Source organism: Streptomyces sp. JW3 (genome assembly GCF_052216785.1).
Classification (GTDB): Bacteria; Actinomycetota; Actinomycetes; order Streptomycetales; family Streptomycetaceae; genus Streptomyces.
Map to the genome: position 1 here is coordinate 87,679 of NZ_JBQOUX010000006.1, position 23,943 is coordinate 111,621.

23 protein-coding genes and 2 pseudogenes are annotated in these 23,943 nt (G+C 71.9%); 15 read left to right on the plus strand and 10 right to left on the minus strand.

The genetic code is table 11. The features are described 5' to 3' along the window. Nucleotides 1-4 precede the first annotated feature (4 nt). The 3 genes from ACTT8P_RS04640 to ACTT8P_RS04650 all read left to right on the plus strand — a co-directional run bounded on the left by ACTT8P_RS04640 (nucleotide 5) and on the right by ACTT8P_RS04650 (nucleotide 3,672). Complete coding sequence (locus ACTT8P_RS04640) at nucleotides 5-1,330, plus strand: tetratricopeptide repeat protein (RefSeq protein WP_442830222.1); 1,326 nt, start codon at nucleotides 5-7, stop codon at nucleotides 1,328-1,330. A 915-nt stretch (nucleotides 1,331-2,245) separates the two neighbouring features. After that, nucleotides 2,246-3,148 (plus strand): XRE family transcriptional regulator, encoded by a 903-nt coding sequence (locus ACTT8P_RS04645; RefSeq protein WP_442830223.1) that lies wholly within the window; start codon nucleotides 2,246-2,248, stop codon nucleotides 3,146-3,148. Continuing rightward, entirely contained in the window at nucleotides 3,133-3,672 is a 540-nt protein-coding gene (locus ACTT8P_RS04650; protein WP_442830224.1) for a GNAT family N-acetyltransferase, read from the plus strand. The genes ACTT8P_RS04645 and ACTT8P_RS04650 overlap by 16 nt, the downstream gene beginning before the upstream one ends. A gap of 48 nt (nucleotides 3,673-3,720) precedes the next feature. On the opposite strand, the gene ACTT8P_RS04655 is transcribed toward ACTT8P_RS04650, so the two are convergent. Beyond that, the gene (locus ACTT8P_RS04655) at nucleotides 3,721-4,647 is read right to left on the minus strand and encodes a LysR family transcriptional regulator (protein WP_442830225.1); all 927 of its coding nucleotides are present in this window, start codon (nucleotides 4,645-4,647) and stop codon (nucleotides 3,721-3,723) included. 109 nt (nucleotides 4,648-4,756) lie between these two features. Between ACTT8P_RS04655 and ACTT8P_RS04660 the strand changes: the two genes are divergently transcribed. From ACTT8P_RS04660 to ACTT8P_RS04685, 6 genes are all read left to right on the plus strand, one after another. Beyond that, the gene (locus tag ACTT8P_RS04660; RefSeq protein WP_442830226.1) at nucleotides 4,757-5,524 is read left to right on the plus strand and encodes an SDR family oxidoreductase; all 768 of its coding nucleotides are present in this window, start codon (nucleotides 4,757-4,759) and stop codon (nucleotides 5,522-5,524) included. A 100-nt stretch (nucleotides 5,525-5,624) separates the two neighbouring features. Continuing rightward, nucleotides 5,625-6,530 carry an SDR family NAD(P)-dependent oxidoreductase gene (locus ACTT8P_RS04665; RefSeq protein WP_442830227.1) on the plus strand — a complete coding sequence of 302 codons (906 nt, stop codon included), beginning with the start codon at nucleotides 5,625-5,627 and terminating at the stop codon, nucleotides 6,528-6,530. Between the two features lie 22 nt (nucleotides 6,531-6,552). Continuing rightward, the gene (locus tag ACTT8P_RS04670; protein WP_442830228.1) at nucleotides 6,553-7,461 is read left to right on the plus strand and encodes an alpha/beta hydrolase; all 909 of its coding nucleotides are present in this window, start codon (nucleotides 6,553-6,555) and stop codon (nucleotides 7,459-7,461) included. Then, complete coding sequence (locus ACTT8P_RS04675) at nucleotides 7,458-8,402, plus strand: NADP-dependent oxidoreductase (RefSeq protein WP_442830229.1); 945 nt, start codon at nucleotides 7,458-7,460, stop codon at nucleotides 8,400-8,402. The genes ACTT8P_RS04670 and ACTT8P_RS04675 overlap by 4 nt, the downstream gene beginning before the upstream one ends. Before the next feature lie 62 nt (nucleotides 8,403-8,464). Beyond that, entirely contained in the window at nucleotides 8,465-9,430 is a 966-nt protein-coding gene (locus ACTT8P_RS04680; protein ID WP_442830230.1) for a phosphorothioated DNA-binding restriction endonuclease, read from the plus strand. Between the two features lie 163 nt (nucleotides 9,431-9,593). After that, complete coding sequence (locus tag ACTT8P_RS04685; protein WP_442830231.1) at nucleotides 9,594-9,821, plus strand: alkyl sulfatase C-terminal domain-containing protein; 228 nt, start codon at nucleotides 9,594-9,596, stop codon at nucleotides 9,819-9,821. A 101-nt stretch (nucleotides 9,822-9,922) separates the two neighbouring features. Here ACTT8P_RS04685 and ACTT8P_RS04690 read toward each other — a convergent pair. After that, nucleotides 9,923-10,948 (minus strand): annotated as a pseudogene (locus ACTT8P_RS04690) (cytochrome P450); the annotation flags it as partial. Between ACTT8P_RS04690 and ACTT8P_RS04695 the strand changes: the two are divergent. Continuing rightward, nucleotides 10,866-11,171 carry a MarR family winged helix-turn-helix transcriptional regulator gene (locus ACTT8P_RS04695; RefSeq protein WP_442830262.1) on the plus strand — a complete coding sequence of 102 codons (306 nt, stop codon included), beginning with the start codon at nucleotides 10,866-10,868 and terminating at the stop codon, nucleotides 11,169-11,171. The pseudogene ACTT8P_RS04690 and the gene ACTT8P_RS04695 overlap by 83 nt on opposite strands. A 21-nt stretch (nucleotides 11,172-11,192) precedes the next feature. Here ACTT8P_RS04695 and ACTT8P_RS04700 read toward each other — a convergent pair whose 3' ends face one another. From ACTT8P_RS04700 to ACTT8P_RS04730, 7 genes and pseudogenes are all read right to left on the minus strand, one after another. Beyond that, entirely contained in the window at nucleotides 11,193-12,122 is a 930-nt protein-coding gene (locus ACTT8P_RS04700) for an SDR family oxidoreductase (RefSeq protein ID WP_442830232.1), read from the minus strand. 289 nt (nucleotides 12,123-12,411) lie between these two features. Continuing rightward, nucleotides 12,412-12,663: pseudogene (locus ACTT8P_RS04705) on the minus strand (MerR family transcriptional regulator); the annotation flags it as partial. Between the two features lie 127 nt (nucleotides 12,664-12,790). After that, the gene (locus tag ACTT8P_RS04710; RefSeq protein WP_442830233.1) at nucleotides 12,791-13,756 is read right to left on the minus strand and encodes a class I SAM-dependent methyltransferase; all 966 of its coding nucleotides are present in this window, start codon (nucleotides 13,754-13,756) and stop codon (nucleotides 12,791-12,793) included. Nucleotides 13,757-13,891: 135 nt separating this feature from the next. Next, nucleotides 13,892-15,307: an ATP-binding protein gene (locus ACTT8P_RS04715; RefSeq protein WP_442830234.1), complete on the minus strand. Its 1,416-nt coding sequence runs from the start codon at nucleotides 15,305-15,307 to the stop codon at nucleotides 13,892-13,894. A 3-nt stretch (nucleotides 15,308-15,310) separates the two neighbouring features. After that, nucleotides 15,311-16,075 (minus strand): response regulator transcription factor, encoded by a 765-nt coding sequence (locus ACTT8P_RS04720; protein WP_442830235.1) that lies wholly within the window; start codon nucleotides 16,073-16,075, stop codon nucleotides 15,311-15,313. Between the two features lie 260 nt (nucleotides 16,076-16,335). After that, entirely contained in the window at nucleotides 16,336-16,950 is a 615-nt protein-coding gene (locus tag ACTT8P_RS04725) for an FMN reductase (RefSeq protein WP_442830236.1), read from the minus strand. Then, entirely contained in the window at nucleotides 16,947-18,035 is a 1,089-nt protein-coding gene (locus ACTT8P_RS04730) for an LLM class flavin-dependent oxidoreductase (RefSeq protein WP_442830237.1), read from the minus strand. Before ACTT8P_RS04730 ends, ACTT8P_RS04725 begins: the two co-directional genes overlap by 4 nt. Nucleotides 18,036-18,136: 101 nt before the next feature. Here ACTT8P_RS04730 and ACTT8P_RS04735 point away from each other — a divergent pair, with 101 nt between their 5' ends. Both ACTT8P_RS04735 and ACTT8P_RS04740 read left to right on the plus strand, forming a co-directional pair. Beyond that, on the plus strand, nucleotides 18,137-18,472 hold the full coding sequence (locus tag ACTT8P_RS04735; RefSeq protein ID WP_442830238.1) for a YnfA family protein: 336 nt from the start codon (nucleotides 18,137-18,139) through the stop codon (nucleotides 18,470-18,472). A 67-nt stretch (nucleotides 18,473-18,539) separates the two neighbouring features. Next, nucleotides 18,540-19,310 (plus strand): SDR family NAD(P)-dependent oxidoreductase, encoded by a 771-nt coding sequence (locus ACTT8P_RS04740; protein WP_442830239.1) that lies wholly within the window; start codon nucleotides 18,540-18,542, stop codon nucleotides 19,308-19,310. A gap of 13 nt (nucleotides 19,311-19,323) precedes the next feature. Here ACTT8P_RS04740 and ACTT8P_RS04745 read toward each other — a convergent pair whose 3' ends face one another. Then, on the minus strand, nucleotides 19,324-20,517 hold the full coding sequence (locus tag ACTT8P_RS04745) for an RtcB family protein (RefSeq protein WP_442830240.1): 1,194 nt from the start codon (nucleotides 20,515-20,517) through the stop codon (nucleotides 19,324-19,326). 203 nt (nucleotides 20,518-20,720) lie between these two features. On the opposite strand from ACTT8P_RS04745, the gene ACTT8P_RS04750 reads away from it, so the two are divergent. From ACTT8P_RS04750 to ACTT8P_RS04760, 3 genes are all read left to right on the plus strand, one after another. Continuing rightward, entirely contained in the window at nucleotides 20,721-21,584 is an 864-nt protein-coding gene (locus ACTT8P_RS04750; RefSeq protein WP_442830241.1) for a DUF3558 domain-containing protein, read from the plus strand. A gap of 113 nt (nucleotides 21,585-21,697) precedes the next feature. Next, entirely contained in the window at nucleotides 21,698-22,516 is an 819-nt protein-coding gene (locus tag ACTT8P_RS04755; RefSeq protein ID WP_442830242.1) for a DUF3558 family protein, read from the plus strand. 91 nt (nucleotides 22,517-22,607) lie between these two features. Beyond that, a complete protein-coding gene (locus ACTT8P_RS04760; RefSeq protein WP_442830243.1) occupies nucleotides 22,608-23,894 on the plus strand; it encodes a DUF2637 domain-containing protein in 1,287 nt (428 codons plus the stop codon). Nucleotides 23,895-23,943 lie beyond the last annotated feature (49 nt).

The window sequence follows — 23,943 nt, forward strand, 5'->3', positions numbered from 1 at the left end:
CAGCATGCCGGCCCAGCAGGAGAAGACCTTCAAGTGGCCGAGCCTCATGGCCGACGTCGCGGCCGAGGGTTATCCGTTGCTCATCGCGCGGGCCCTCGTAGAACCGGAGCGCTACTCACGCACCGATAAGGTTCCGCAATTGGCCCAACTACTCGACGGGGCACTTGGGTTCTCAACCGCAGTGCCCGACAGCGATCTGTACGCACTACTCGACCTCGCCTTCGACGTCGTGCTCACCATCGGTGCGGGGAGCGGCTACCGCGGTTTCGAGGAGTTACTCGAATACGCTCTTCGGCTCATTGACGTTCTCACCCAGCGCGGTGCCCCGACCACGTACCTTCTGCTGTCTGCGGCCCGCCTGCAGGCTTGTCTGGCAAACCAGGATCCTGTCAGACTCAATCTCATCGAACGGGCGGTCTCCAATTCTCAGAGTCAGGCCGAGTACGTCACTGCGCGTCTGCACCTCGCCCGGTTCCACGTGGACATCAGTGACTACCGCGGCGCCCGAAAGCACGTGCACGCCTGCCGTGCCGCCCTGGGCGACCAACAGCAAGGTGTACTCGGAGCCGATCTCGAGTCGACCGCGGGCATGGCCGTGTACTACACCGATCCGCGACGCGCCCGCGACCATTTCGAGTTGGCGGTGCGTCTGGGCAGACAGCATCACGGACATCCTGATGTCTCCCAGCCGACGGCAAGCGCCATGCACTACCTCGGTCGCATCGCTGTAGACAACGGAAATCACCAACTCGCTCTCCGACTCTTCGTGGAAGGCGAGAAGCTCTCCGACGGTTATCTGACCCGACATGGTTTCTACCACCAACGCCTGGCGGAAGTCCTCACCGATCACGGCTCGGCTACGGAGGCCGCCTACCATTTGTCCATGGCCGAGTCCGCCTTTGCGCAAGTCGGTCAGGTCAGCAACGGACTTCTCCTGCTACAAGGCTCATGGGCCCGGTGGTACCTCCATCAGAATGACCAGACCGGTGCCGAGCACATTCTTATGAAGGCGATATCGGCGAGCCGTACGGATTCCGCTCCCCGAATCGAACTCATCCTCCAGGCGGAACTGCTACGTCTGCGACTGCGGCAGCGCCGAACTGTGGAAGTCATGCGCGTACTGGCACGGTCCGCAGTGCTGTATGCGACCGGTGAGGCCATGACCGGACGGCACCAGCTCATTCAGGCACGAACCATTTTTCTCATGGCGATGAGATTCTTGCGACCTTCCCCAGCCTCCGCTGCCGGGCGGCAGGTACCACAATGCCCATGCGGTGCCGACCACACTCGGGCGCCGGAGATCCGCACCAGCACGCGGGGCGGACCGTGACCTCCTGAGCTTCAGCGGAAGATCGTGAGTCCTGGCCGTGTCCCTCGCTGCTTGGGGATTCGAAGCATGACGTCAGCGCCGGTGCAGTTCGGCGGCTCCGGGAGGTTCGCACGGCAACCCTGCGGCCGAACGGATCCGCACTGGGCTCAAACAGCGGTGGCGGGCGACAAGGGCCGGTCGAAATACATCGAGGATTCCAGTTCGTAATGACACAACCGAGTACGCGTGCAACGTAGCGATGGGCTCGCCGGCGTTGATCACCTCGGTGCCCGGCCGCCATCGTCCAGCTTGGCGTTGGCGTCCGCAATGCTTGCGGTACGGGAGCACTGCGGTCTCGGCCGGGCCAACGCCGAACCGGTACCGCGTCATCGAGCGGTGGAACGGAACGGGCACATACGGGATCAGGACGGCAGACCCCACTGCGGCCCGTTCGGGTTCCCGAGCCAGACCACCTGCCGATCGCGGAACGCAGTGACGCCGAACGCTGCGGTGTTCGGTGCGCCGTACTCCCCCCAGGTGGCCACCGCCGATTCGACCGCGTCCCACAGGCGGCGGGGGCCGGGCACATGGGAGCGAACGCCATCCTCAAGAGCCGGATGTAGGAACTCGGGCTCACCCAGGAGGAACTGGCCTGCCGAATGAACGCCGCGCTGGCAGAGATCACCGGTCGGCCCGGCGACGTCTCCGACCGCACCGTCCGCAACCTCCTCAACGGGAGCTCCCGCCGTCCCATTGGACGCACGTGCGCTGCTTTGGAGCGGGTGTTCGGTTGCCGTCGAGGATTTAGGCTTCAGCGCACCACGCACCATGCAACATCCGCAGGAGGGCCCCGTGCGGCGTCGCACTTTCCTCACCTCAACGACCGGGACCGCGGCCGCCGCGGTTCCCTTGGTGGCTCAGCGCAGGGCGGTCGGCATGTCGGACGTGGCCCGGGTCGCTGCCGGGATGAACGCCCTCGTCGAAGCCGACGACCGCCAAGGCGGACACACCGAACTGGAGCGGGCCGCCTCCCAGGGCCGCAACAGGGTGCTGGAGCTACAGCAGCGCAACGCCGGCGAACGCGTCCGCCGAGCCCTGTACGCACTGGCCGCCGAGTACACCACCATCGCCGCCTGGTCCTGCATCGACGCCCGCAACCTCACCCAGGCCCAGAGCTACCTGAACGAATCAGCGACGTACGCCGGCCTGTCCCAGGACGGCCCCACCGAGATGCGAGTCTGGGTCAACCTCGCGATGCTCGCCTACCAGCGGCGGAATTGGCCCGAAGCACTCGCGGCGGCTCAGGCCGCACAAGCCTCGTCAGCGGCTCGCCGAGACCCGTTCTTCGACTCGCTGGGCCGAGTCCGCGTCGCTCTCGCATACGCGGCCCTCGGCGACAGCCGAGCGGGACTGCGCTCTCTGGGATCGGCCCAGGACACCTTCACCAGAGTGGTCGACCGCGAGCGCCCGCGCTGGACGGCTTTCTACGGGCAGGCCGAACTCGACCACCTCGGCGCGGTCATTCAGTTCAACAGCGGACGCCACCCGCACGCCGAAGCCATGGCACACCAAGCCTTGGCCAGGATCCCGACCGCCTTCCGGCGCAACAGAGCCCTCGCGACCGCCCAGCTCGCCCTCACCCAGCTTCACCAGGGAGAAGCCGAACAGGCCACGGCCTCAGCCACCGACGTCTTCACCATCATGGACGGCGACCCGCTGCCCGGCCGTATGCGCACGCTCATGGGCGACTTCCACCGCGGCCTGTTCGCCATGGCCCCCTACACCTCCTACGCAAGAAACTGGACAGACCGCATGCGAACCGAATGGAGCCGAGCGTGACCGAACTGCATCACTTCCAGCACGGAAACCTTCCTGAAGGCTTCCGGCAGATGCTCATCGACGTACACGCCGACGCCTATGCCGATCAGATGGACGACCCCTTCCACCAGCGCTTCGACTGGTTCGTCGACCACTGGTCGAGTGCGGAGGGGTTCACCTGCGTCGTGGCGTACGACGAGGGCGAGCCCACAGGATTTGCCTACGGTGCCCCGGCCACGCCCGGACGGGAGTGGTGGCGCGACTGCGGGTACGAACCGGACAGCGGCCGTACCGCCACGTACTCGGTATCCGAGATCATGGTGCGCCCCCGGTGGCGCAAGCAGGGCGTCTCCGGGCGGCTGCACGCCGCGCTGCTGGAGGAACGCGCCGAGGATCTCGCCGTACTCCTGGTCGAGGTCGGTCATCCGAAGGTGCGGGCGCTGTACGAGTCGTGGGGTTACCAGAAAGTGGGCGAACGGCAGCCCTTCGCCGACTCGCCGTTGTTCGCCGTCATGGTCAAGGAGCTTCGGGAGCTTCGGGGCTGAGTCTGCTCCGTCAATCACGTTGGTCAGGACGGCGCCCCGCCGTCCACCTCAGGGCAACTCCGCACCCGGCTCCGGCAGTTCCGCCGTGACGGCGCGGATGGCGTCCCGGAGCCAGCGCTGTCCCGGGTCGCCGTCGAGCCGGGGGTGCCAGGCCATCCGGTAGTCCAGGGCGCGGATCTCCGGGGGCGCGGGCAGGATCCGGATGCCGGGATCCGGGGGCTGTTCCGCGAGGAGCCGCGCGGGCAGGGTGAGGATCAGCCGGGTGCCCGGGACCGAACGCAGGGCCAGGGAGTGGTAGGGCACGGTCAGTCCGGCCCGGCGGTGCTCGCCGAGGTCTTCCAGGCGTTGCTCGATGGCCGTCTGACGTTCGCCGATGGTGCCGACGACGACATGGGCGGCGTCCAGGTACTGCGGCAGGGCGATGTCCGGCTGCGCGGCCAGCGGGTGGTCCGCGCAGAGCACGCACACGAACCGGTCGTCGAGGAGATGTTCGGTGCGCAGTGCGGTGGCCGGCCCCGACCTGGCGAAGAACACGAGGTCGACGACGCCGCGGTCGAGATCCTCGTAGATGGTGTCGTGCCAGGTGCGGAAGTGCAGAGTGGAGCGCGGCGACTCACGGAAGACCCGCTGAAACACCGCGGGCGCGAAGACCTGGGTGAAGTCGGTCCCCGCCACCCGGAAGACCTCGGCGGCCTCGGCGGGGTCGAACCCTTCGGGGGCGAACAGGCTCTCCAGTCGCGGCAGGACCGCCCGCAGCTGGCGCTGGACGCGCTCGGCGCGCGGGGTGAGCCGGTACCCGCGCGGCGTGCGCACCAGCAGCTCGTCGCCGAGCGTGTGCCGCAGCCGCCCCAGGGCCCGGCTCATCGTCGGCTGGCTCATTCCGGCGACTTCGGCGGCGCGCGAGACGTGTCGCTCCTCCAGCAGTGCCGCCAGGGGCGCCAGCAGGTTGAGGTCGACCCGTTCGATATGCACCATCCGCATAACTTACATTTCAATGATTCATTAGACAAATAAATGCAGGCGGCGGAGGGTTGATTCCGGAGCCGGGCGACCGCCCGGGAACGTCCCACACGCAGGAGCAGCCATGAACGGCGCGGAATCGGTGTCGCAGAACGGATCCGGTCGGCCCAGGGTGGCCGTGGTGATCGGCGGCTCGGGTGGCATCGGCGGCGCGGTCGCGCGCCGGCTGGCCGCGGACGGCATGACCGTCGTCGTCCACTACGCGGGCAGCGCGGCGCGGGCCGAGGCGGTCGTCGAGTCGGTCACCGCGGCGGGCGGCACGGCGCTGGCCCTGCCCGGCGACGTCGCCGAGCCGGCCGGGATGACCGGGCTCTTCGACACCGTGGAACGACGCTTCGGCGGCGTCGACGCGGTCGTGAACACCGCGGGGATCATGCTGCTGGCGCCCCTCGCCGAGATGGAGCTGGACGACTTCGACCGGATGCACCGGGTCAACGTCCGCGGGACCTTCGTGGTCTCCCGGCTCGCCGCCCGCCGGCTGCGCCCCGGCGGTGCGCTGATCAACTTCTCCACCTCGGTGACCCGGCTCCAGCAGCCCGGCTACGGCGGCTACGCGGCGACCAAGGGCGCGGTGGAGGCCATGACCCTGATCCTGGCCCGCGAGCTGCGCGGCCGGGACGTCACCGTCAACGCGGTGGCCCCGGGACCGACCGCGACACCGCTCTTCCTCGACGGCAAGAGCGAGGAGCTGATCACCCGGATCGCCGCCGCCGCACCCCTGGAGCGGCTCGGCACTCCCGAGGACATCGCCGAGGCCGTCGCCTTCCTGGCCGGCCCGGCCGGCCGGTGGATCAACGGACAGGTGCTGTACAGCAACGGCGGCATCGCCTGACCCCGCCATCGCCGTACGGCGACAGCGGCACCACCTGCCCACCGTCACGGCACACCGTCACGGCACACCCTCACGGCCCCTCTTCGATCGGAGAACCACCATGTCGACCGTACTCATCACCGGTGCCGCCACCGGCATCGGCAACCTGACCGCGCGGGCCCTCGCCCGGACCGGTCACCGCGTCTACGCCTCGATGCGCGCCCCCGGCGCCCGCAACGCCGCCCGCGCCGAGGAGCTGCGCCGCCTGGCCGCGGCCGAGCGGCTCGACCTGCACGTGGTCGAACTCGACGTCGCCTCCCAGGAGTCCGCCGACCGCGCGGTCGCCGAAGTACTCGCCGACGCCGGAGCACTGGACGTCGTCATCCACAATGCCGGGCACCTGGTCACCGGCTATGTCGAGGCGTTCAGCGCCGAGGAGATCGCCCACCTGATCGACGTCAACACCCTCGGCGTCCAGCGGCTCAACCGCGCCGCGCTGCCGCACCTGCGCGGGCAGGGCGGCGGCACCCTCCTCTACGTGGGCAGCACCATCCCGGTGACCACGCCGCCGTTCCTCGGCCCGTACGTCGTGTCGAAGGCGGCGATGGACTCGCTGGCCCTGGTGACCTCCTACGAGGTGGCTCCGCTCGGCATCGAGACGGTGATCGTCATGCCGGGGGCCTTCACCCAGGGCACCGACCACTTCCCCAGCGCGGGCCGGCCCGCGGACGCCGCCGGCGTCAGCGCCGGCTACCGGGTCCTGGACCCGCTGGTCGCCCGCAACGAGGAGGCCACCGAGGGCCTGTTCGCCCCGGGCACCCGGGCCGACCCCGTGGTGGTCGCCGAGGAGATCGCCAGGATCCTGTCGCTGCCCTTCGGCGAGCGCCCCTTCCGCAGTGTGGTGGACCTGACCCGCTCCTTGGTCGAGCAGGCCAACTCCGCGGTGTTCGACGCCCGCTCGGACTTCGTCCGGCGGATGGGCTTCGAGGAGGTCCTGCACGTCGCCCACGCGCCGCAACATCTGTAAAGACCCGTAAGGAAACGACAACATGACTGACAGTCAGCTAGACCACATCTCCGACCTGTTGCTGAACTCACCGCTGGACCTGGGCGGCGACGTGCCGAAGATGCGCCGCGTCTTCGACGAGATACTCGGCTCCGCGCCGCTGCCCGCCGACGTCCGCACCCGGACCGTCGAGCTGGGCGCGGTGCCCGCCGTCGAGGTGCGGGCCGGCGCCACCGCGCCGGCCGCCGGCACCGTGCTGTACTTCCACGGCGGCGCCTACGCGCTCGGCTCCGCCGCCGCCGGCGTCGGCCTGGCCTCCGAGATCGCCCGGCGCACCGCGGCCACCGCCCTCTGCGTCGACTACCGGCTCGCCCCCGAACATCCCTTCCCGGCCGCCGTGGACGACGTCCTCGCCGCCTACCGGGCACTGCTCGACCAGGGCACCCCGGCCGGGTCGGTCGCGGTCGTCGGCGAGTCGGCCGGCGGCGGCCTCGCCCTCGCCCTGCTGCTGGCGGTCCGGGACGCGGGACTGCCGCAGCCCTCGTCCGCCACCGTCCTGTCGCCGTGGACGGACCTCACCCAGTCCGGCGCCAGCATGACGACCCGGGCCGACACGGATCCGGCGCTCACCCGGCAGGCCCTTGCGACCCGGGCCGCCGACTACCTCGCCGGCGCGGATCCGCGCACCCCGCAGGCCAGCCCGCTCCACGCCGATCTGCGCGGCCTGCCGCCGCTGCTGATCCAGGCCGGCGGCCGGGAGATCCTGCTCGACGACGCCCTGCGGCTGGCCGCGCGGGCCGCCCACGCCGACGTCCCGGTCACCCTGCGGACCTTCCCCGGGGCGCCGCACGTCTTCCAGGGATTCGCCCCGGTGGTCGACGAGGCCGCGCGCGCCCTCAACCAGGTCGCCGCCTTCATCGGCGACCGGCTCCGGCCGGAGGGACGCGCGTGAAAGCCGTACGTTTCCACCGGTACGGAGACATCGACGTGCTCGGCGTGGAAGACGTCCACGTGCGCCCGCTCGGCCCGCGGGACGTCCTGGTCCGGGTACGGGCGGCCGGGATCAACCCGGGCGAGGCCAAGATCCGCACCGGGGCCCTGCACGAGCGGTTCCCCGCGGTCTTCCCCTCCGGCCAGGGCAGCGATCTGGCCGGCACCGTCACCGCGACCGGGGCCGCGGTGACCGGCTGGGCCCCCGGGGACCCGGTCCTCGGCTGGTCCTGGGAGCGCTCCAGCCACGCCGAGTACGTCGTCGTCCCGGAGGACCAGCTCGTCCGCAAGCCCGACGCTCTGCCCTGGGCCGCCGCCGGCGCCCTCTACGTCGCGGGCAGCACCGCCTGGGCCGCGATCGCCGGCGTCGACCCGCTGGCCGGCGAGACCGTCGTGGTCAGCGGGGCCACCGGCGGGGTCGGCAGTCTCGCCGTCCAACTCCTGCGCCTGCGCAGGGCACACGTGGTCGCGATCGCCTCCGCCCGGCACCGGGACTGGCTGGAGTCCCAGGGCGCCACCCTCGTCGGCTACGGCAGCGGGATCACCGAACGCCTCCGCCGGACGGTCGAGGGCGACGGGGCCGGCACGGCCCACGCCTTCCTCGACTTCCACGGCGGCGACTACCCCCGGATCGCGCTCTCCCTGGGGGTGCTGCCCCGCCGGGTCAACACCCTCGACCACCGCGCCGCCGCCGACCTCGGCACCCGGTCGCGGGGCAGTGCCGAGGGCACCGGCCAGGCGGTGCTGACCGAGCTGGCCGGGCTGGCGGCGACCGGCCGGATCGAGGTGCCGGTCAGCCGGACCTGTCCGCTGTCCGAGGTCCGGGCGGCCTTCGCCCACCTGGAACACGGCCATCCGCTGGGCAAGGTCGTCCTCCTGCCGCATCCCGCCTTCGACAAGTAGGCGAACGACAGCCCTTCGCCGACGCACCGCTGTTCGCCGTCATCCGTCTACGATCAACCGCCATGGACTGGCTGGAGCGGATCGCCGCGTTGCGGCAATGGACCAGGAACGGGACCCGCGCGCCCCACAAGCCGCTGCTGCTCCTGTACGCCCTCGGCCGGTTCCAGCGGGACGCGGAAAGCGGACTCGACGGCGGACTCGACGGCGGACTCGACGGCGGAGTGGACGACAGACCTGACGGCGGAGTCGACGACGGACTGCGGTACAGCGTGGTGGAGGGCGATCTCCAGCGGCTGCTGACCGAGTACGGGCCGCCGAACCGGACGACGCCCGCGTATCCCTTTCACCACCTCGTCAGCGACGGCGTGTGGGAGGTGCGGACCGACCGCGGGACCGGCAGTCCGGGGAGCAGGGCGGGGGAGCTGCGGGCGTCCGGGGCCACCGGCCGGCTCGCGCCGGAGCTGCGCGCGGCACTGCGGAGCGAACCGCCGCTGCTCGGCGCGGTCGCGCGGCTGCTGCTGGACACGCACTTCCCGCCCTCCCTGCACACCGAACTGTGCGAAGCCGTCGGCCTGGACCTGGAAGTGACGGAACCGCTGCCCGCGCGGCCGGCCCGCAGGCAGCGGGATCCGCGGATGCGGGAACGAGTGCTGACCGCCTACGAGTACCAATGTGCCTTCTGCGGTTACGACGGCAGGATCGGCGCGGTACCGGTCGGCCTGGAGGCCGCGCATGTGCGCTGGTGGGCCTTTGACGGGCCCGACGACGTCGAGAACGGGCTGTGCCTGTGCTCGCTGCACCACAAGCTGTTCGACAAGGGGGTCCTCGGCGTGGGCGACGATCACCGCATCCTGGTCTCGCAGCGCTTCGTCGGCCACAGCACCGCCGCCCGTACGCACGTCATAGCCCTCGCGGGCCGCCCGCTCGTCGGCCCGCAGCCCGGGGTGCGCCCGGTCGCCGCCGCGCACCGCGACTGGCACACCCGGCAGGTCTTCCACGGCGATCCCCGCCCGGCCGCAGCCGGCTGACCGCCGCGCCGCACGGACGAGGCGGCCGGCTGACCACCTCTCCGTAAGGACGGGCGGAGCGGCACCACCCGCCCGGCCCAGCCCGCCGGGCCGGTGCCCGCCGCCCCGGCCAGGATGGACGGCAGACGCGCCGACCGCCCGCCCACCCGTCCAGGAGGCCCATGTGAACGACGCGGACGACCGGTCCCCCACCTCCGAACCGGCCACTCCCGAACTCTGCGACTTCGAGGACGCCGACCGGGGCCTGGTCGCGCCGCCCCGGCTGGCGGACCTGCTGACGGGCCGGGCCGGCCTCGACGGCATCGAGCACAGCGGGGACCCGGCCATGCTCCGGACCCTGCTGTCGGTGCTGGACCAGCCCGTGCCCGACTTCGCCATCGTCACGCCCTGACCGCCGTCAGTCCGTGAACGGCGCCGCCGGCAGACTCTCGGTGGCCCCGGGTCACCGTCGTGGTGGTGGCCGGCGTACATGCCGATCGGCGCCGTGGCCGGTCACCAGCTGACCGGGACTTCGCGCAGGCCGCCGACCAGCAGGCCCTCCGTCTTGCGCAGTTCGGGGGCGGGGACGGCGAGGCGCAGGGTGGGTACGCGGGTGAGGAGGGTCTCCAGGACGACCTGGAGTTCGGTACGGGCCAGGGCCTGGCCGAGGCAGGAGTGCGGGCCCGCGCCGAAGGTCAGGTGCGGGTTGGGGGTGCGGGCCAGGTCCATGTCGGCGGCGCCGGTGAACGCCTGCTCGTCCCGGTTGGCGGCCGGCATGCTGCACACCACGGTGCTGCCCCCGGGCACGGTCCGGCCGTCGATCTCGATGTCCTCGCCGACGTAGCGCCGCAGGCCGAAGCCGAGGTTGGCGTCGAAGCGCAGCGACTCCTCGACGGCGGTGCGTACCAGCGACGGGTCGGCCAGCAGCCGTTCCCAGCGGCCGCGGTCGACTAGCAGCATCGCGACCATCTTGCCGATCATGTTGGCGGTGGTCTCGTGGCCGGCGACCAGCAGACCCATGCCGGTGGCCACCAGTTCGGCGTCGCTCAGCCCGTCGTCGTCCTCGTCCGCGCCCTCGGTCTCACTCTGGCCTTCGGTGATGAGGGTGCCGAGGAGGTCGTCGGACGGTTCGGCGCGCTTGGCGGCGACGTGCCCGGACATGTAGGCGACGAACTCCTCGTGCGCGGTGCGGATCTCGTCGGCGGTGTAGCGGGTGACGCTGAGGAACGTGTCGGACCAGTGGGAGAAGCGGTCCCGGTCGCCGGCGGGGACGCCGAGCAGGTCGCAGATGACGTAGACGGGGAGCGGGAAGCCGAGGCTCGCCCGCAGGTCGGCGGGGGCGCCGGCGGCGAGCATCGCGTCCGTCAGGTCCTCGGCGAGGCGGGTCATGCCGGGGCGCAGCGCGGTCATCCGCTTGGCGGTGAAGTACTTGCCGACCCGGCGGCGCCAGCGGCCGATGTCCGTGCCGGACCTGGTCGAGGCGTTCGGGCTGGCGCCGTCCACCTTCACCCGGCAGACCACCGCGCTGCTCCGCGACCGCCTGGTGGAACGCACGCTGGACCCCAACGGCGGCATCGCCCGCAAGTTCCGGATCACCGACGAGGGCCGCGCCCGGCTGCGCGCCGACCGGGACGCCATCGTGACCGGGCTGGCCGACGTCCTCGGCGACTGGCCCGCCGACCGGCTGACCCGGTTCGTCGCGGACCTCGAGCGGTTCAACACCGACATCGAACAGCGCACCGGGCGGCCCTGGCCCCGGTGACGCGGCCGGCGGCCCGCGCGCTCACCGCGTATCCGTGAGACCCCCCGTCACCGCGATCACCTCGCCGACCGTGAAGCTGGAGTCCGCGTCCGAGGCCAGGTAGACGTAGGCGGGCGCCACCTCCTCGGGCTGGGCGACCCGGCCCATCGGGGCGGAGCTGCCCAGGTTGGTCAGGTAGTCGTCGGGGAAGCGCTGGCCCGCCACGTTGAGCACGGTCCAGGTCGGCCCCGGCGAGACGACGTTGGCGCGGACCCCGCGCCGGGCCAGGTGGGCGGCGATGGACTTGGTGAAGACGACCACGGCGGCCTTCGAGGCGGCGTAGTCCATCATCATCTCGCTGCCCTTGAGCGCCTCCTCGGAGGCGGTGGCGATCACCGCGTCACCGTGCGAGAGGTGCGGCAGGGCCGCCATCACCAGGTGGAAGTAGGAGTAGACGTTCGTCTTGAAGACCCGGTCGAAGTCCTCGGCGGTCAGGTCCGACAGGTCGTTCTGGCTGTTCAGGTACGCGGCGTTGTGCACCAGCACGTTCAGCCCGCCCAGCTCCGCCACCGTCCGCCGCACCGCGTCCGCGCAGAAGTCCGGGTCGCACAGGTCGCCCGGCAGCAGCAGACAGGTACGGCCCTCCTTCTCCACCGCTTCCCGCGCCTCGTCGGCGTCCCGCTGCTCCTCGGGGAGGTACACGATGGCCACGTCCGCGCCCTCACGGGCGTAGAGCACGGCCACCGAGCGGCCGATGCCCGAGTCGCCGCCCGTGATCAGCGCGACCTTGCCGGTCAGCTTGCCGGAGCCGCGGTAGTTCGGGGCGAGGTAGCGGGGGCGGGTCTCCATCTCCGCCTCGATACCGGGCCGCCGCTGCCGCCGGAACCGGTACGGCGGCGACAGCTCCGCCTCCTCCTGCGGCATCGCCGGGCGCTCGTGCGGCCCGCGTCCCGTGGCGTTCCCTTCCGGCATGGCTGATCCCTTCACTGACGAACGGCTTGCGGGCGCCCCCCGGATCCCTGGACTCCGCGTGTCCGCGCCGCACCGGATCAAACGGGGTGCGTACGGATGCGTACGGGTGCCTACCGAATGCGTACGGGTGCGTACGGGTGCCTACCGAATGCGTACGGGTGCCTACGGGTGCTTACGGGTGCCTACGAGATGCCTACGGGGTGTCAGGAAGGTCCTCGTGCACGACGTCGGCGAGCACGCAGCTGACGTTGTCGGGGCCGCCGCACCCGTTGGCCCGGTCGACGAGTTCGCGTACCGCCCGCTCCGGGTCGGCCGCCGGCAGCGCGCCGACGGCCTGGACCCGGGCCAGCGGCATGCCGAGCCGGCGGAGCCAGGCGACCAGCCGGGCCTGCTCCAACTGCTCCGGGGCGTAGTGGCGGTAGCCGGTGCCGGGGTCGACGCGGGCCGGGACCAGCAGACCGAGTTCGCCGTAGAGCCGCAGCGCCTTGGGCGACAGCCGGGACGCCTTCGCGAAGGCCCCGATGGTCAGCAGACCGGCCACCTCTGCCCCCTTCCTCCACCGGGCGCGGTGCCCGGCCACGACGATCGTGCGGCCTGCCCCAAGGGGAAGGTCAACGGACGGGAGGGGACGGGCGCCGGACGAAGACGCACCGGCTGCCAGACGGAAGTCAACCGGCCGGAACCGGCGGATGCCAGACGAAGATCTCGGTGCTCGGTCCGCGGGCGGCGAACAGCCCCCGCGCCGAGTGCTCCGCCAGCAGCCCGCGCAGGTCCGCCTCGAAGTCCGCGCGGCGCGGGCCGAACAGGTGCGGCGTGGAGAACGACATCGAGAAGACCTCGGCGACGACCTCGTCCGACGTGCGCTCCAGTACGTTCCCGGCGGGTACGACATGGCGGTCGGGCCCGGTGAACCCGGCCCGCGCGAACACCTCCGCCTCGCCGCCCGGCGTGCCCCGCGGCAGCGTGCCCCGCCCGGCCCGCCGGACCGGCCCGAGATACCGGGCGACCAGCTCCCGGATCTCCGCGTGCGGCACGGCGGGGTGCGGAAGGCCCTCCGCGCCGAAGGGCTCCGGTTCCGTCTTCAGGTCGGAGACGTGCAGCAGCACGCCCCCGGGCCGGAGCATGTCGCGTACCGTGGCCGCCACCCGGTCGCGGTCCATCCAGTGGAAGGACTGGGCGAAGACCGCGACGGTGAACGTGCCGAGCCCCGCGGGCAGTTCCTCGGCCCGCGCCCGCACCCACCGCGTCTTCCCGCCCACCCCGAGCCCGGCGGCCGCGCGCCCGGCCTCCTCAATCATCCCGGGGTCCGGGTCCACCCCGACGACCTCCCCGAACAGCGGCGCCAGCGGCAGCGCGAGGGTACCCGGACCGCACCCCACGTCGAGCAGCCGCCCGCGCCCGTCGAGCCCCAGCGTCCCGGCGAGCACGTCCACCAGACCGGGGGCGTACGGGAGCCGCCCGCGCCGGTAGTAGGCGGCGGCACCGGCGAACAGCGTCTCGTCCCACTCCCAGAGGCCGACCGGATCGGCCGGGACGACCGGAACGGCCGGGACGACCGGAACGGCCGGATCGGCCTGATCGGCCGGGACGACCGGATCGTCGGGATGATCGGGCTGGTCGGATCCGTGGGGCATGTTCGGACCGTAACAGACAGGACAGTCAGCTCACTTTCCGTCGCCCCCGCCGCCCCCATCGCCCCCATCGCCCCGCGCCTGCCCTCGCCCCGAAGCCCTCAGTCAGCCCCCAGTCAGCCCTCAGTCAGCCCCCAGTCACCCCCCGACCGTGAACCCGATCCCCGCCCCGCCCCCCTCCCGCCGGTAGGCGAACGGTGCCCCGCCGTGCGCCAGGGCCACCTCCCGCACGATCGACAGACCGAGCCCGGAGCCGGGGCGGGAGCGGGCGGCGGGGGCCCGGTAGAAGCGGTCGAAGACCCGGGTCAGGTCGTCGTCGGCGATCCCGGGCCCGCGGTCCAGGACCTCGACGCGGACGGTGCCGGGCCGGGCCGGGCCCGCGACGACGACCTCGATCGGGGCGACGCCGTCCGGATCGAACTTGGCGGCGTTCTCGACCAGGTTGGACAGCGCCCGGGTCAGCATGGCCGGCCGCCCCTCGGTACGGGTGTCGCCGCAGGCCCGCACCGTGATCTCGCGCCCGAGGCGGCGCCGGGCCAGGGCCGCGGCGTCGTGGGCGATCTCGGCGACGTCGACCCGCTGCGGCGGCTCGGTGTCCGACTGGCCGGCCGCCAGGTCGACCAGCTCGTTGACCAGGTCGGTCAGCTCCCGGGCCTCCTGCCCGAGGTCCGCGACCAGTTCCTCGCGGGCGGCGGGCGGCAGCTCGTCGATCCGGCGCAGCAGCGAGATGTTGGTCCGCAGGGAGGTCAGCGGCGTACGGAGTTCATGGCCCGCGTCCTGCACCAGCCGCCGCTGGTCCTCCTCCGACTGGGCGAGCCGGCCCAGCATCCGGTCGAAGGCGCGGCCCAGCCGGCCCACCTCGTCGAGTCCGTTGACCGGCACCTGGATGCCGAGCCGGCGGGTGCGGGCGACGTCCTCGGCGGCCGAGGTCAGCGCCACCAGGCGCCAGGTGATGCGCCGGGCCAGCCACCAGCCGAACAGCCCGGCCAGGGTCACCACCACCGCCATCAGGATCAGCGACTGCCGCTGGAGCACCCGCAGCAGGTCCTCGGTGTCGCTGAACTCCTGCGCCACCTGCACCGCGCCCCGCCCGCCGCCGAGCGCGACCGTCGCGATCCGGTACACGTCGTCGCCGACGTCGATGTCCTCGTGCTGCACCATCCGCCCGGCCGCCGCGGCCCCGGCCGTCTCGCGGTCCGCGCCGGTCACCGGCAGCCGGGGCCGGGACGGGTCCCAGACCGCGCCGTCCGCGCCGAGCACCTGCACATCCGTCCGGGCCGGGCGGACGATGTCGTGCCCCGGCGCGGAGGACGAGAAGTCCTCCGGTGTCATCCGCTGCTGTCGGACCTCGTCCCGCAGGTCCTGCACGATCTGGTCGAAGACGGTCTCCTGGTCGACCCGCACCAGCCGGGCGGCGGCGCTGTACGACACCACCCCGACCAGCACCGTGACCACCGCCGTGAGGGTCGCGAACGACACCGCGAACGTGGTCCGCAGCGAGGTGAGCCGGGGCCGCCGCACGGCCACCGGCCGCGGTCGGTCGTCCTGGGCCACGGCTCAGCCCTCCCGCAGCACGTAACCCACGCCGCGCACCGTCTGGATCAGCGGCGGCGCGTCCGGCTCGTCGAGCTTGCGGCGCAGATAACCGACGTAGACGGCGAGGTTCTTGGAGCCGGGGCCGAAGTCGTAGCCCCAGATGCGGTCGTAGATGGTGGCGTGGTCGAGGACCACGCCGGCGTTGCGGACCAGCAGTTCCAGCAGCTCGAACTCGGTCCGGGTCAGCTCCAGCTCCCGCTCCCCGCGCCAGGCCCGCCGGGCCCCCGGGTCCATCCGCAGTCCTACGGCCGTCAGGGCGTCGGACGCGGGCTTCGGTGCGTCGCTCACCGCCCCCGCGCCCCCGCTGAGGCCTATGCCGCTGCCCGTCCGCCGCAGCAGGGCGCGCAGCCGGGCGAAGACCTCCTCGACGTCGAACGGCTTGACCACGTAGTCGTCGGCGCCCGCGTCCAGTCCCGCGATCCGGTCGGCGGTCTCCACCAGCGCGGTCAGCATCAGGATCGGGGTGGGATCGCCCTCGGCGCGCAGTGCCCGGCAGACCTGGAGGCCGTCGACGCCGGGCATCATCACGTCCAGCACCAGCACGTCGGGCCGCTCGCGGTGGGCCTCGGCCAGTGCCCCGGCCCCGTCGGCGACCGCGACGACCCGGTAGCCCTCCAGGGTGAGGGCGCGTTCCAGGGCGTTGCGGATGGCACGGTCGTCCTCGGCGAGCAGGACCGTCTGGGGCGTCGGGACCGGCTGGGCGCTCTGAGCTGTCTGGGAGGGCACCCACCCAGTCTGCCAAGCCGCCGCGCGGCGCACCGGGGCACTAGGGGCCTGTCGTTTGGATCACGCCGCAGACGCGGGGCCTGGCACGCGCATCTGCGGCGTTGTCGTCACTCGCCGACGCTCCGCGTCGACTCCCTCCTCCGCCTTGCAGCTGCACGCACCAGCCCCCGCTCACGGCGTCGAAAAGTGGCCGCCGATGCCCTGCGTCCTGATCCAAACGACAGGCCCTAGCCCCGGTGACCTCGCTTCTTACCGCTTCCTCACTCGGCCGCCCGCAGTGCGGCCAGCCGCTGCTCGAACGGCAGGACCTGCTCGAACGAGTCCCGCCCGGACCGTGGCCGGGCGGTGGCCGACAGCCCGCTCACCAGCGCCGCCAGCTCACCCCCGGCCCGCTCGATCCGCGCGTCCAGCCCTTCGGCGCCCCAGTCCTCGGAAGCGGCGTAGACCCCGGTCGGGACGACGACGGCCTTCAGGTGGGCGAACAGCGGCCGCAGCGCGTGGTCGAGGACCAGGGAGTGCCGACCGGTGCCGCCGGTCGCGGCGATCAGCACCGGCTTGCCGGTCAGCGCGTCGGGTTCGTTGACGCTCAGCGCGTCGAAGAACGACTTGAACAGCCCGCTGTACGACGCGGAGAACACCGGCGTGACCACGATCAGCCCGTCCGCCCCGGCCACCGCCTGGAACACATCGGCCAGCTCCGGCTCGGGAAACCCGCTGGTGAAGGTGTGCGCGATCGGCACCGCGAGGTCGCGCAGCTCGACCACCCGGACGTCGGCCGCGGCGTCCCCGGAGGCGGCGGCGGTGGCCAGCCGGTCGCCCAGCAGCCGGGTGGAGGACGGGACGCTCAGCCCCGCCGAGACGACGACGAGCTTCATGACGAGATCACCTTCTCCTCGGTGGCGAGCAGGGACGCGTGGGTGGGCGCGTCCGGCACACCGGCCGCCCGCCCCTTGGCGAACTCCTCGCGCAGCACCGGCACGACCTCCTCGCCGAGCAGGTCGAGCTGCTCCAGCACCGTCTTCAGCGGCAGTCCGGCGTGGTCCATCAGGAACAGCTGGCGCTGGTAGTCGCCGGCGTACTCGCGGAACGCGAGGGTCTTCTCGATCACCTGCTGCGGGGAGCCGACGGTCAGCGGGGTCTGCGCGGTGAACTCCTCCAGCGACGGCCCGTGCCCGTAGACCGGGGCGACGTCGAAGTACGGCCGGAACTCGCGCACCGCGTCCTGGCTGTTCTTCCGCATGAACACCTGCCCGCCGAGCCCGACGATCGCCTGCTCGGGGGTGCCGTGCCCGTAGTGGGCGTACCGGTTGCGGTACAGCTCGATCATCTGCTTGGTGTGGTCGGCCGGCCAGAAGATGTTGTTGTGGAAGAAGCCGTCGCCGTAGTACGCGGCCTGCTCGGCGATCTCCGGGGAGCGGATGGAGCCGTGCCAGACGAACGGCGGCACCCCGTCCAGCGGCCGCGGCGTGGCCGTGAACTGCTGGAGCGGCGTGCGGAACCTGCCCTTCCAGGTCACCACGTCCTCGCGCCACAGCCGGTGCAGCAGGGCGTAGTTCTCGATGGCGAGGTTGATGCCCTCGCGGATGTCCTTGCCGAACCACGGATACACCGGCCCGGTGTTCCCGCGCCCCATCATCAGGTCCATCCGGCCGTCGGCCAGGTGCTGGAGCATCGCGAAGTCCTCGGCGATCTTCACCGGGTCGTTGGTGGTGATCAGAGTGGTGGACGTGGAGAGGATCAGCCGCTCGGTGCGGGCCGCGATGTAGCCGAGCATGGTGGTCGGCGAGGACGGCACGAACGGCGGGTTGTGGTGCTCACCGGTCGCGAAGACGTCCAGGCCGACCTCCTCGGCCTTCAGCGCGATGGCGACCATGGCCTTGATGCGCTCGCGCTCGGTAGGCGTCCGGCCGGTGGTCGGGTCGGGGGTGACATCGCCGACGGTGAAGATGCCGAACTGCATGGTCGCTCAACCTCCAAGTTGTTGACCGTTCAACTATAGCTCTGCAACGAGGGGCCGCGTGCGGTTATTCCGGCATCTGGGGTGCTGCGATGCTGTCGGGCATGCCGATCGTCCGCTCCGCCGCCCTCTTCCTCCTCGCCGCGCTCCTGGAGATCGGCGGCGCCTGGCTGGTCTGGCAGGGCGTACGCGAACACCGCGGCTGGCTGTGGATGGCGGGCGGCGTCCTGGCCCTCGGCGCGTACGGCTTCGTCGCCACCTTCCAGCCCGACGCCCCCTTCGGCCGCGTCCTCGCCGCGTACGGCGGCGTCTTCGTGGCCGGCTCACTCCTGTGGGGCGCGCTGGCGGACGGCTACCGCCCGGACCACTGGGACATCGCGGGGGCGGTGGTCTGCCTGGCCGGCATGGCGTTGATCATGTACGCCCCGAGGGGCGACTGACCGGTACCTCCTCGGAACAGCGCCCCCTCTATCCTGATCAGAACCCGCCGCGCCCGAGGAGCCCCGCATGACCTCCGCCTCTCCCAAGCCTTCCATCGCGATCGTCACGGGAGCCAGCAGCGGCATCGGCGCCGCCACCGCCCGCCGCCTCGCCGCCGCCGGCCACCGCGTCGTCCTCACCGCCCGCCGCAAGGACCGCGTCGAGGCGCTGGCCGAGGAGATCCGGGCAGCCGGCCACCAGGCGACCGCCTACCCCCTCGACGTCACCGACCGCGCCGCCGTCGACGAGTTCGCGTCGGCCTTCAAGACCATCGGCGTCCTGGTCAACAACGCCGGCGGAGCCCTCGGCGCCGACCCGGTCGCCACCGGCGACCCGGACGACTGGCGCCGCATGTACGAGACGAACGTCATCGGCACCCTCAACCTCACCCAGGCCCTGCTGCCCAAGCTGGAGGCGAGCGGCGACGGCACGGTCGTGGTCGTCTCCTCCACCGCCGGCCACGCCACCTACGAGGGCGGCGCCGGCTACGTCGCCGCCAAGCACGGCGCCCACGTCCTCGCCGAGACGCTCCGCCTGGAGATCGTCGGCCGCCCGGTGCGGGTCGTCGAGATCGCCCCCGGCATGGTCAAGACCGAGGAATTCGCCCTGACCCGCTTCGCCGGCGACGCGGAGAAGGCCGCCAAGGTCTACCAGGGCGTGGCCGAGCCGCTGACCGCCGACGACGTGGCCGACACCATCACCTGGGCGGTCACCCGCCCCGCCCACGTCAACATCGACCTGCTGATCGTCCGCCCCCGCGCCCAGGCGTCGAACAGCAAGGTGCACCGGGAGGTGTGACCCGCGCCGGCCGTCAGCCCTTCACGCACACGACCTGCTTCAGCCTGGCCACCACCTCGACGAGGTCCCGCTGCTGGTCGATGACCTGCTCGATCGGCTTGTACGCGCCCGGGATCTCGTCCACGACGCCGGAGTCCTTGCGGCACTCCACGCCCCGCGTCTGCTCCTCCAGGTCCTTGGTCGAGAACCGGCGCTTGGCCGCGTTGCGGCTCATCCGCCGGCCGGCGCCGTGCGAGGCCGAGTTGAAGGACTTGTCGTTCCCAAGCCCCTTCACGATGTACGACCCGGTACCCATCGACCCCGGGATGATCCCGTAGTCCCCGCTGCCCGCGCGGATCGCGCCCTTGCGGGTCACCAGCAGGTCCATCCCCTCGTACCGCTCCTCGGCCACGTAGTTGTGGTGGCACGAGATCTCCTGCTCGAAGACCGGCTTGGCCTTCCGGAACTCTCCCCGGACCACGTCCTTCAGCAGCGCCATCATGATCGAGCGGTTGTACTTCGCGTACTCCTGCGCCCAGAACAGATCGTTGCGGTACGCCGCCATCTGCGGCGTGTCCGCGACGAACACCGCCAGGTCGCGGTCGACCAGACCCTGGTTGTGCGGCAGCCCCTGGGCGACGCCGATGTGGTGCTCGGCCAGTTCCTTGCCGATGTTCCGGGACCCGGAGTGCAGCATCAGCCAGACCGCACCGGTCGAATCCGTGCACACCTCGACAAAATGATTGCCCCCACCGAGCGTTCCCATCTGCTTCCCGGCCCGCTCCTGACGGAACTTGACCGCCTCCGCGACCCCGTCGAACCGCCCCCAGAACTCCCCCCACCCCCCGGTCGGGAACCCGTGCAGCCGCCCCGGATCCACCGCCTCGTCATGCATCCCCCGCCCCACCGGGATCACCTGCTCGATCCGCGACCGCAGCCGGGACAGGTCCCCCGGCAGGTCGTTCGCGGTCAGGGAGGTCCGTACCGCCGACATCCCGCAGCCGATGTCCACCCCCACCGCCGCCGGGCACACCGCGCCCCGCATGGCGATCACCGACCCGACGGTCGCGCCCTTGCCGTAGTGCACGTCCGGCATCACGGCCAGGCCCTTGATCCAGGGCAGCGTGGCGACGTTGCGGAGCTGCTGCATCGCGCCGCCCTCGACCGTCGCCGGGTCGGCCCACATCCGGATCGGCACCTGCGCGCCCGGTACTTCCACGTACGACATAGCGTCCCCATTCCCCCGAAAACGACAAAAGGCAGAAAGCGCAAAACCGTAGCCAGTGACAACGAAAGGGATTCCGGACCGGCGTCCGCGGCAGCGCGTGCGATACACATTGTCCCCAGCACCCACCCCCGCGCGGCAAGCGATTAACCAGCGGGGACACTGGAGGCCGCATCACCCGGCCCACCGTCGAGAGGAGCCTGACCGTGCAGCGGAAGGCGTACGTATCCGGCGCCGCCGCCCTCCTCGCGGCGCTGCTGGCCGGCTGCACCGGCGGCTCGGACGGCGGTACGACGGACGACTCCAACCCCGGCGGCTCAGGCACCGCCTCGGCCGCGGCCCAGCCCGGCAGGTACCGCACCCTCCCGGAGCCCTGCTCGGCGGTCGGCGAGGAGTCCCTCGACTCCCTGCTGCCCGGCATCCGGCAGATCACCGACGAGGAGCAGCGCGCGAAGGCGTACGAGGGCGAGGCGACGCCCACCTACGACAATGACCGCAAGGTCGGCTGCGGCTGGAAGGTCGACTCGGCGGACGCCACGGACCATCTGCTCGTCGACTTCGAGCGGGTGGTCTCCTACGACAACGCGGTCAGCGACGACAGCCAGGCCGAGGACCTGTTCGCGGACAAGGAAGAGGCCGCGGACCTGCCCGAACCGACCGCGACCGAGACCGAGACCCAGTCGGCCCCGGAGAGCACCTCCCCCTCCGCGTCGGCCTCCAAGTCCCCCTCCCCCACCGCCACCACCTCCTCCTCGGCCTCCGACTCCGCCTCGGCCGACGCCTCGGCCGACGCCTCGGCCGACGCCACCGCCGACGCCACCCCCACCGATCTCCAGCCCCGGCTGCTGGACGGACTGGGCGACGAGGCGTTCCTCGACGACGAGCTGAGCAGCTCGGGTTCGACCGCGCAGCGGCGCACGGTGACTGTGGCGTTCCGCACGTCGAACGTCATCGTGACCATCGAGTACGCCGAGCAGCCGGCCGTGGCCGGGGCCGTCCCGGACAGCAAGGAAATGCAGGACAAGGCCCGGAAACTGGCCGTCCGGCTGGCCGATTCGCTCGCCGGCTGACGCCTGTTCGGCGCCGGCTCCGCGCGTTTGTGAAGCGTCCGAAGCGGGACCGCGCGCGGTGCGCACCGCGTACGGTGGCCCACCGGACCGTCCCAGACCTGAGTGAAGGAACCATGCAGCGACGAGTGCAGCGAGACCAGCGTGACCGACAGGCGAAGCGTCCGAGCCGTGTCCTTGCCGGCGCGGCCGTCCTCCCCGTGATCGTGTTCGCCGCGGGCTGCTCCTCCGACTCCGGCTCCGACGAGGGCAAGTCCAAAACCGGGGACAGCGCCTCGGCCTCCGCGTCGGCGACCGCGAGCCCGTCCCCGACGGTGCGGGCGGCGGCGTACGGGAAACTGCCGGAGCCGTGCGACGCGCTGGCGAAGAAGACGCTGAAGGAACTGGTGCCGAAGGCCAAGTCCGGCAAGGAGGGCTCGTCCTCCGACACCGCGACGCGCGGCAGTTGCTCCTGGGACAGCCTGGACGACAACGGCGTCAAGGGCTCGCAGTTCCGCTGGCTGAACGTCTCGCTGCTGCGCTTCGAGTCCGACACCGCGCGCGGCGCGGGCGACGACCTGGCGCACGACTACCTGGTCAAGCAGCTCAAGGACGCGCAGGCCGCGGACGGCGCGAAGAGCGTCCAGGTGGATCCCTTCGCGGGCGCGGGCGACGAGGCGCAGATCGTGCAGTACCAGCTGAAGAAGAAGGAAGGCACCTTCAAGCAGCAGACCGCCGTCGCCCGCGTCGAGAACGTCGTCGTCACCATCGACTACAACGGGGCCGGCCTGGCCGGTGACGCGTCCCCGGACGCCAAGGGCCTGGTGACGGACGCGAAGCGGGCGGCCAAGGAGGCGGTGGCCGCGGTGTCGGCCGCCAACGACGCGACCGCCTCGGCGAGCACCTCCGCCGCCCCGTCCAAGAGCACGGCGTCGCCCTCGAAGACCAAGAGCTGACAAACCGCCCTTCTCCCACCGGCCACCCGCCCGCCCGCACACATGTGCCACTCTGTAGCGCGCAACAACAGGCACTGGGAGGGGAGTACGGGTGGCCGGGCCACTTCAGCTGACACGGATGCACCGCGTTCTCATCGGAGTCGTCGTCTCCGGTGCCGTCGTCATCGCGGGGATCGGTTTCGCCGGCTCGTACGCCGCCGTGCTGGACCTGGCCATGCAGAAGGGCTTCGGGAAGTTCAGCTACGTCTTCCCGATCGGCATCGACGCGGGCATCTGCGTCCTGCTCGCCCTCGACCTGCTGCTGACCTGGATCCGCATACCCTTCCCGCTGCTGCGCCAGACGGCGTGGCTGCTGACGGCGGCGACGATCGCGTTCAACGGCGCGGCGGCCTGGCCGGACCCGCTGGGCGTCGGCATGCACGCGGTGATCCCGATCCTGTTCGTGGTCTCCGTGGAGGCCGCCCGGCACGCGATCGGCCGGATCGCGGACATCACCGCCGACAAGCACATGGAGGGCGTCCGCCTCACCCGCTGGCTGCTCTCCCCGCTCCCCACCTTCCTGCTGTGGCGCCGGATGAAGCTGTGGGAGCTGCGCTCCTACGAGCAGGTCATCAAGCTGGAGCAGGAACGCCTGGTCTACCAGGCCCGGCTGCGCTCCCGCTTCGGCCGCTCCTGGCGCCGCAAGGCCCCGGTCGAGTCCCTGATGCCGCTGCGCCTGGCGAAGTACGGCGTCCCGCTGGCGGAGACGGCCCCCTCGGGCCTGGCCGCGGCGGGCATCGAACCGGCCCTGCTGCCCCCGGCGCCCGCGCAGCAGCAGTCCCCGCAGCTCCCGTCCCCGTCCCCGTCCCAGGCGGCGCAGCCCGCCCCGGCCGCCGAGCAGCGCCGCCAGCTCGCCGGACCGCCCGGCCCGGACGAGCAGCCGCCGGTGGGGGACGAGAGCAGCCCGTGGTTCAAGGCCCCGCGCCAGGTGGAGTACCAGGGCGGCTACGACCCGAAGTACGACCCGGCCGAGCAGTACGCCCAGTGGTACGAGGAGCAGCAGCAGGCGGAGGAGTACCGGGACCAGTACGAGGAGGAGCCGCCGCCGCTGGAGCCGTCCCCGGAGGAGACCGGCAGCTTCCCCATCCCGGTGTCGCCGGGCCGCACCCGCGAGCTGGGCGAGGGCGGCGGCACCCCGGCCGCCGAGCCGGACGAGGACGACTACTACCAGGTCTTCCGCAAGTCGGTGCCCGGCGGCGGCTATCCGACGCCCCGGGAGTTCGGCGAGAACGTGGAGGCCGAGTTCGGCACCGCGCTCCCCCCGGACGAGGCCAAACGCATGGTCGCCCGCTTCACCAACCGCTACAACGCGGAACTGGAGGAGGACCACATCGCCTGAGCAGCGGAAAGGGGGCCCTCCGCGGAAGGCCCCCGCCCCGTGCTGCTCC

What these genes read in the sequence shown, in the direction of transcription:
- ACTT8P_RS04730 (WP_442830237.1), bottom strand. Translation starts at nt 18,035, where the DNA reads ATGCAGTTCGGCATCTTCACCGTCGGCGATGTCACCCCCGACCCGACC.
- ACTT8P_RS04680 (WP_442830230.1), top strand. Translation starts at nt 8,465, where the DNA reads ATGGACTGGCTGGAGCGGATCGCCGCGTTGCGGCAATGGACCAGGAAC.
- ACTT8P_RS04740 (WP_442830239.1), top strand. Translation starts at nt 18,540, where the DNA reads ATGACCTCCGCCTCTCCCAAGCCTTCCATCGCGATCGTCACGGGAGCC.
- ACTT8P_RS04660 (WP_442830226.1), top strand. Translation starts at nt 4,757, where the DNA reads ATGAACGGCGCGGAATCGGTGTCGCAGAACGGATCCGGTCGGCCCAGG.
- ACTT8P_RS04735 (WP_442830238.1), top strand. Translation starts at nt 18,137, where the DNA reads ATGCCGATCGTCCGCTCCGCCGCCCTCTTCCTCCTCGCCGCGCTCCTG.
- ACTT8P_RS04650 (WP_442830224.1), top strand. Translation starts at nt 3,133, where the DNA reads ATGGAGCCGAGCGTGACCGAACTGCATCACTTCCAGCACGGAAACCTT.
- ACTT8P_RS04755 (WP_442830242.1), top strand. Translation starts at nt 21,698, where the DNA reads ATGCAGCGACGAGTGCAGCGAGACCAGCGTGACCGACAGGCGAAGCGT.
- ACTT8P_RS04655 (WP_442830225.1), bottom strand. Translation starts at nt 4,647, where the DNA reads ATGGTGCATATCGAACGGGTCGACCTCAACCTGCTGGCGCCCCTGGCG.
- ACTT8P_RS04710 (WP_442830233.1), bottom strand. Translation starts at nt 13,756, where the DNA reads ATGCCCCACGGATCCGACCAGCCCGATCATCCCGACGATCCGGTCGTC.
- ACTT8P_RS04695 (WP_442830262.1), top strand. Translation starts at nt 10,866, where the DNA reads ATGTCCGTGCCGGACCTGGTCGAGGCGTTCGGGCTGGCGCCGTCCACC.
- ACTT8P_RS04700 (WP_442830232.1), bottom strand. Translation starts at nt 12,122, where the DNA reads ATGCCGGAAGGGAACGCCACGGGACGCGGGCCGCACGAGCGCCCGGCG.
- ACTT8P_RS04665 (WP_442830227.1), top strand. Translation starts at nt 5,625, where the DNA reads ATGTCGACCGTACTCATCACCGGTGCCGCCACCGGCATCGGCAACCTG.
- ACTT8P_RS04725 (WP_442830236.1), bottom strand. Translation starts at nt 16,950, where the DNA reads ATGAAGCTCGTCGTCGTCTCGGCGGGGCTGAGCGTCCCGTCCTCCACC.
- ACTT8P_RS04670 (WP_442830228.1), top strand. Translation starts at nt 6,553, where the DNA reads ATGACTGACAGTCAGCTAGACCACATCTCCGACCTGTTGCTGAACTCA.
- ACTT8P_RS04640 (WP_442830222.1), top strand. Translation starts at nt 5, where the DNA reads ATGCCGGCCCAGCAGGAGAAGACCTTCAAGTGGCCGAGCCTCATGGCC.
- ACTT8P_RS04745 (WP_442830240.1), bottom strand. Translation starts at nt 20,517, where the DNA reads ATGTCGTACGTGGAAGTACCGGGCGCGCAGGTGCCGATCCGGATGTGG.
- ACTT8P_RS04645 (WP_442830223.1), top strand. Translation starts at nt 2,246, where the DNA reads ATGTCGGACGTGGCCCGGGTCGCTGCCGGGATGAACGCCCTCGTCGAA.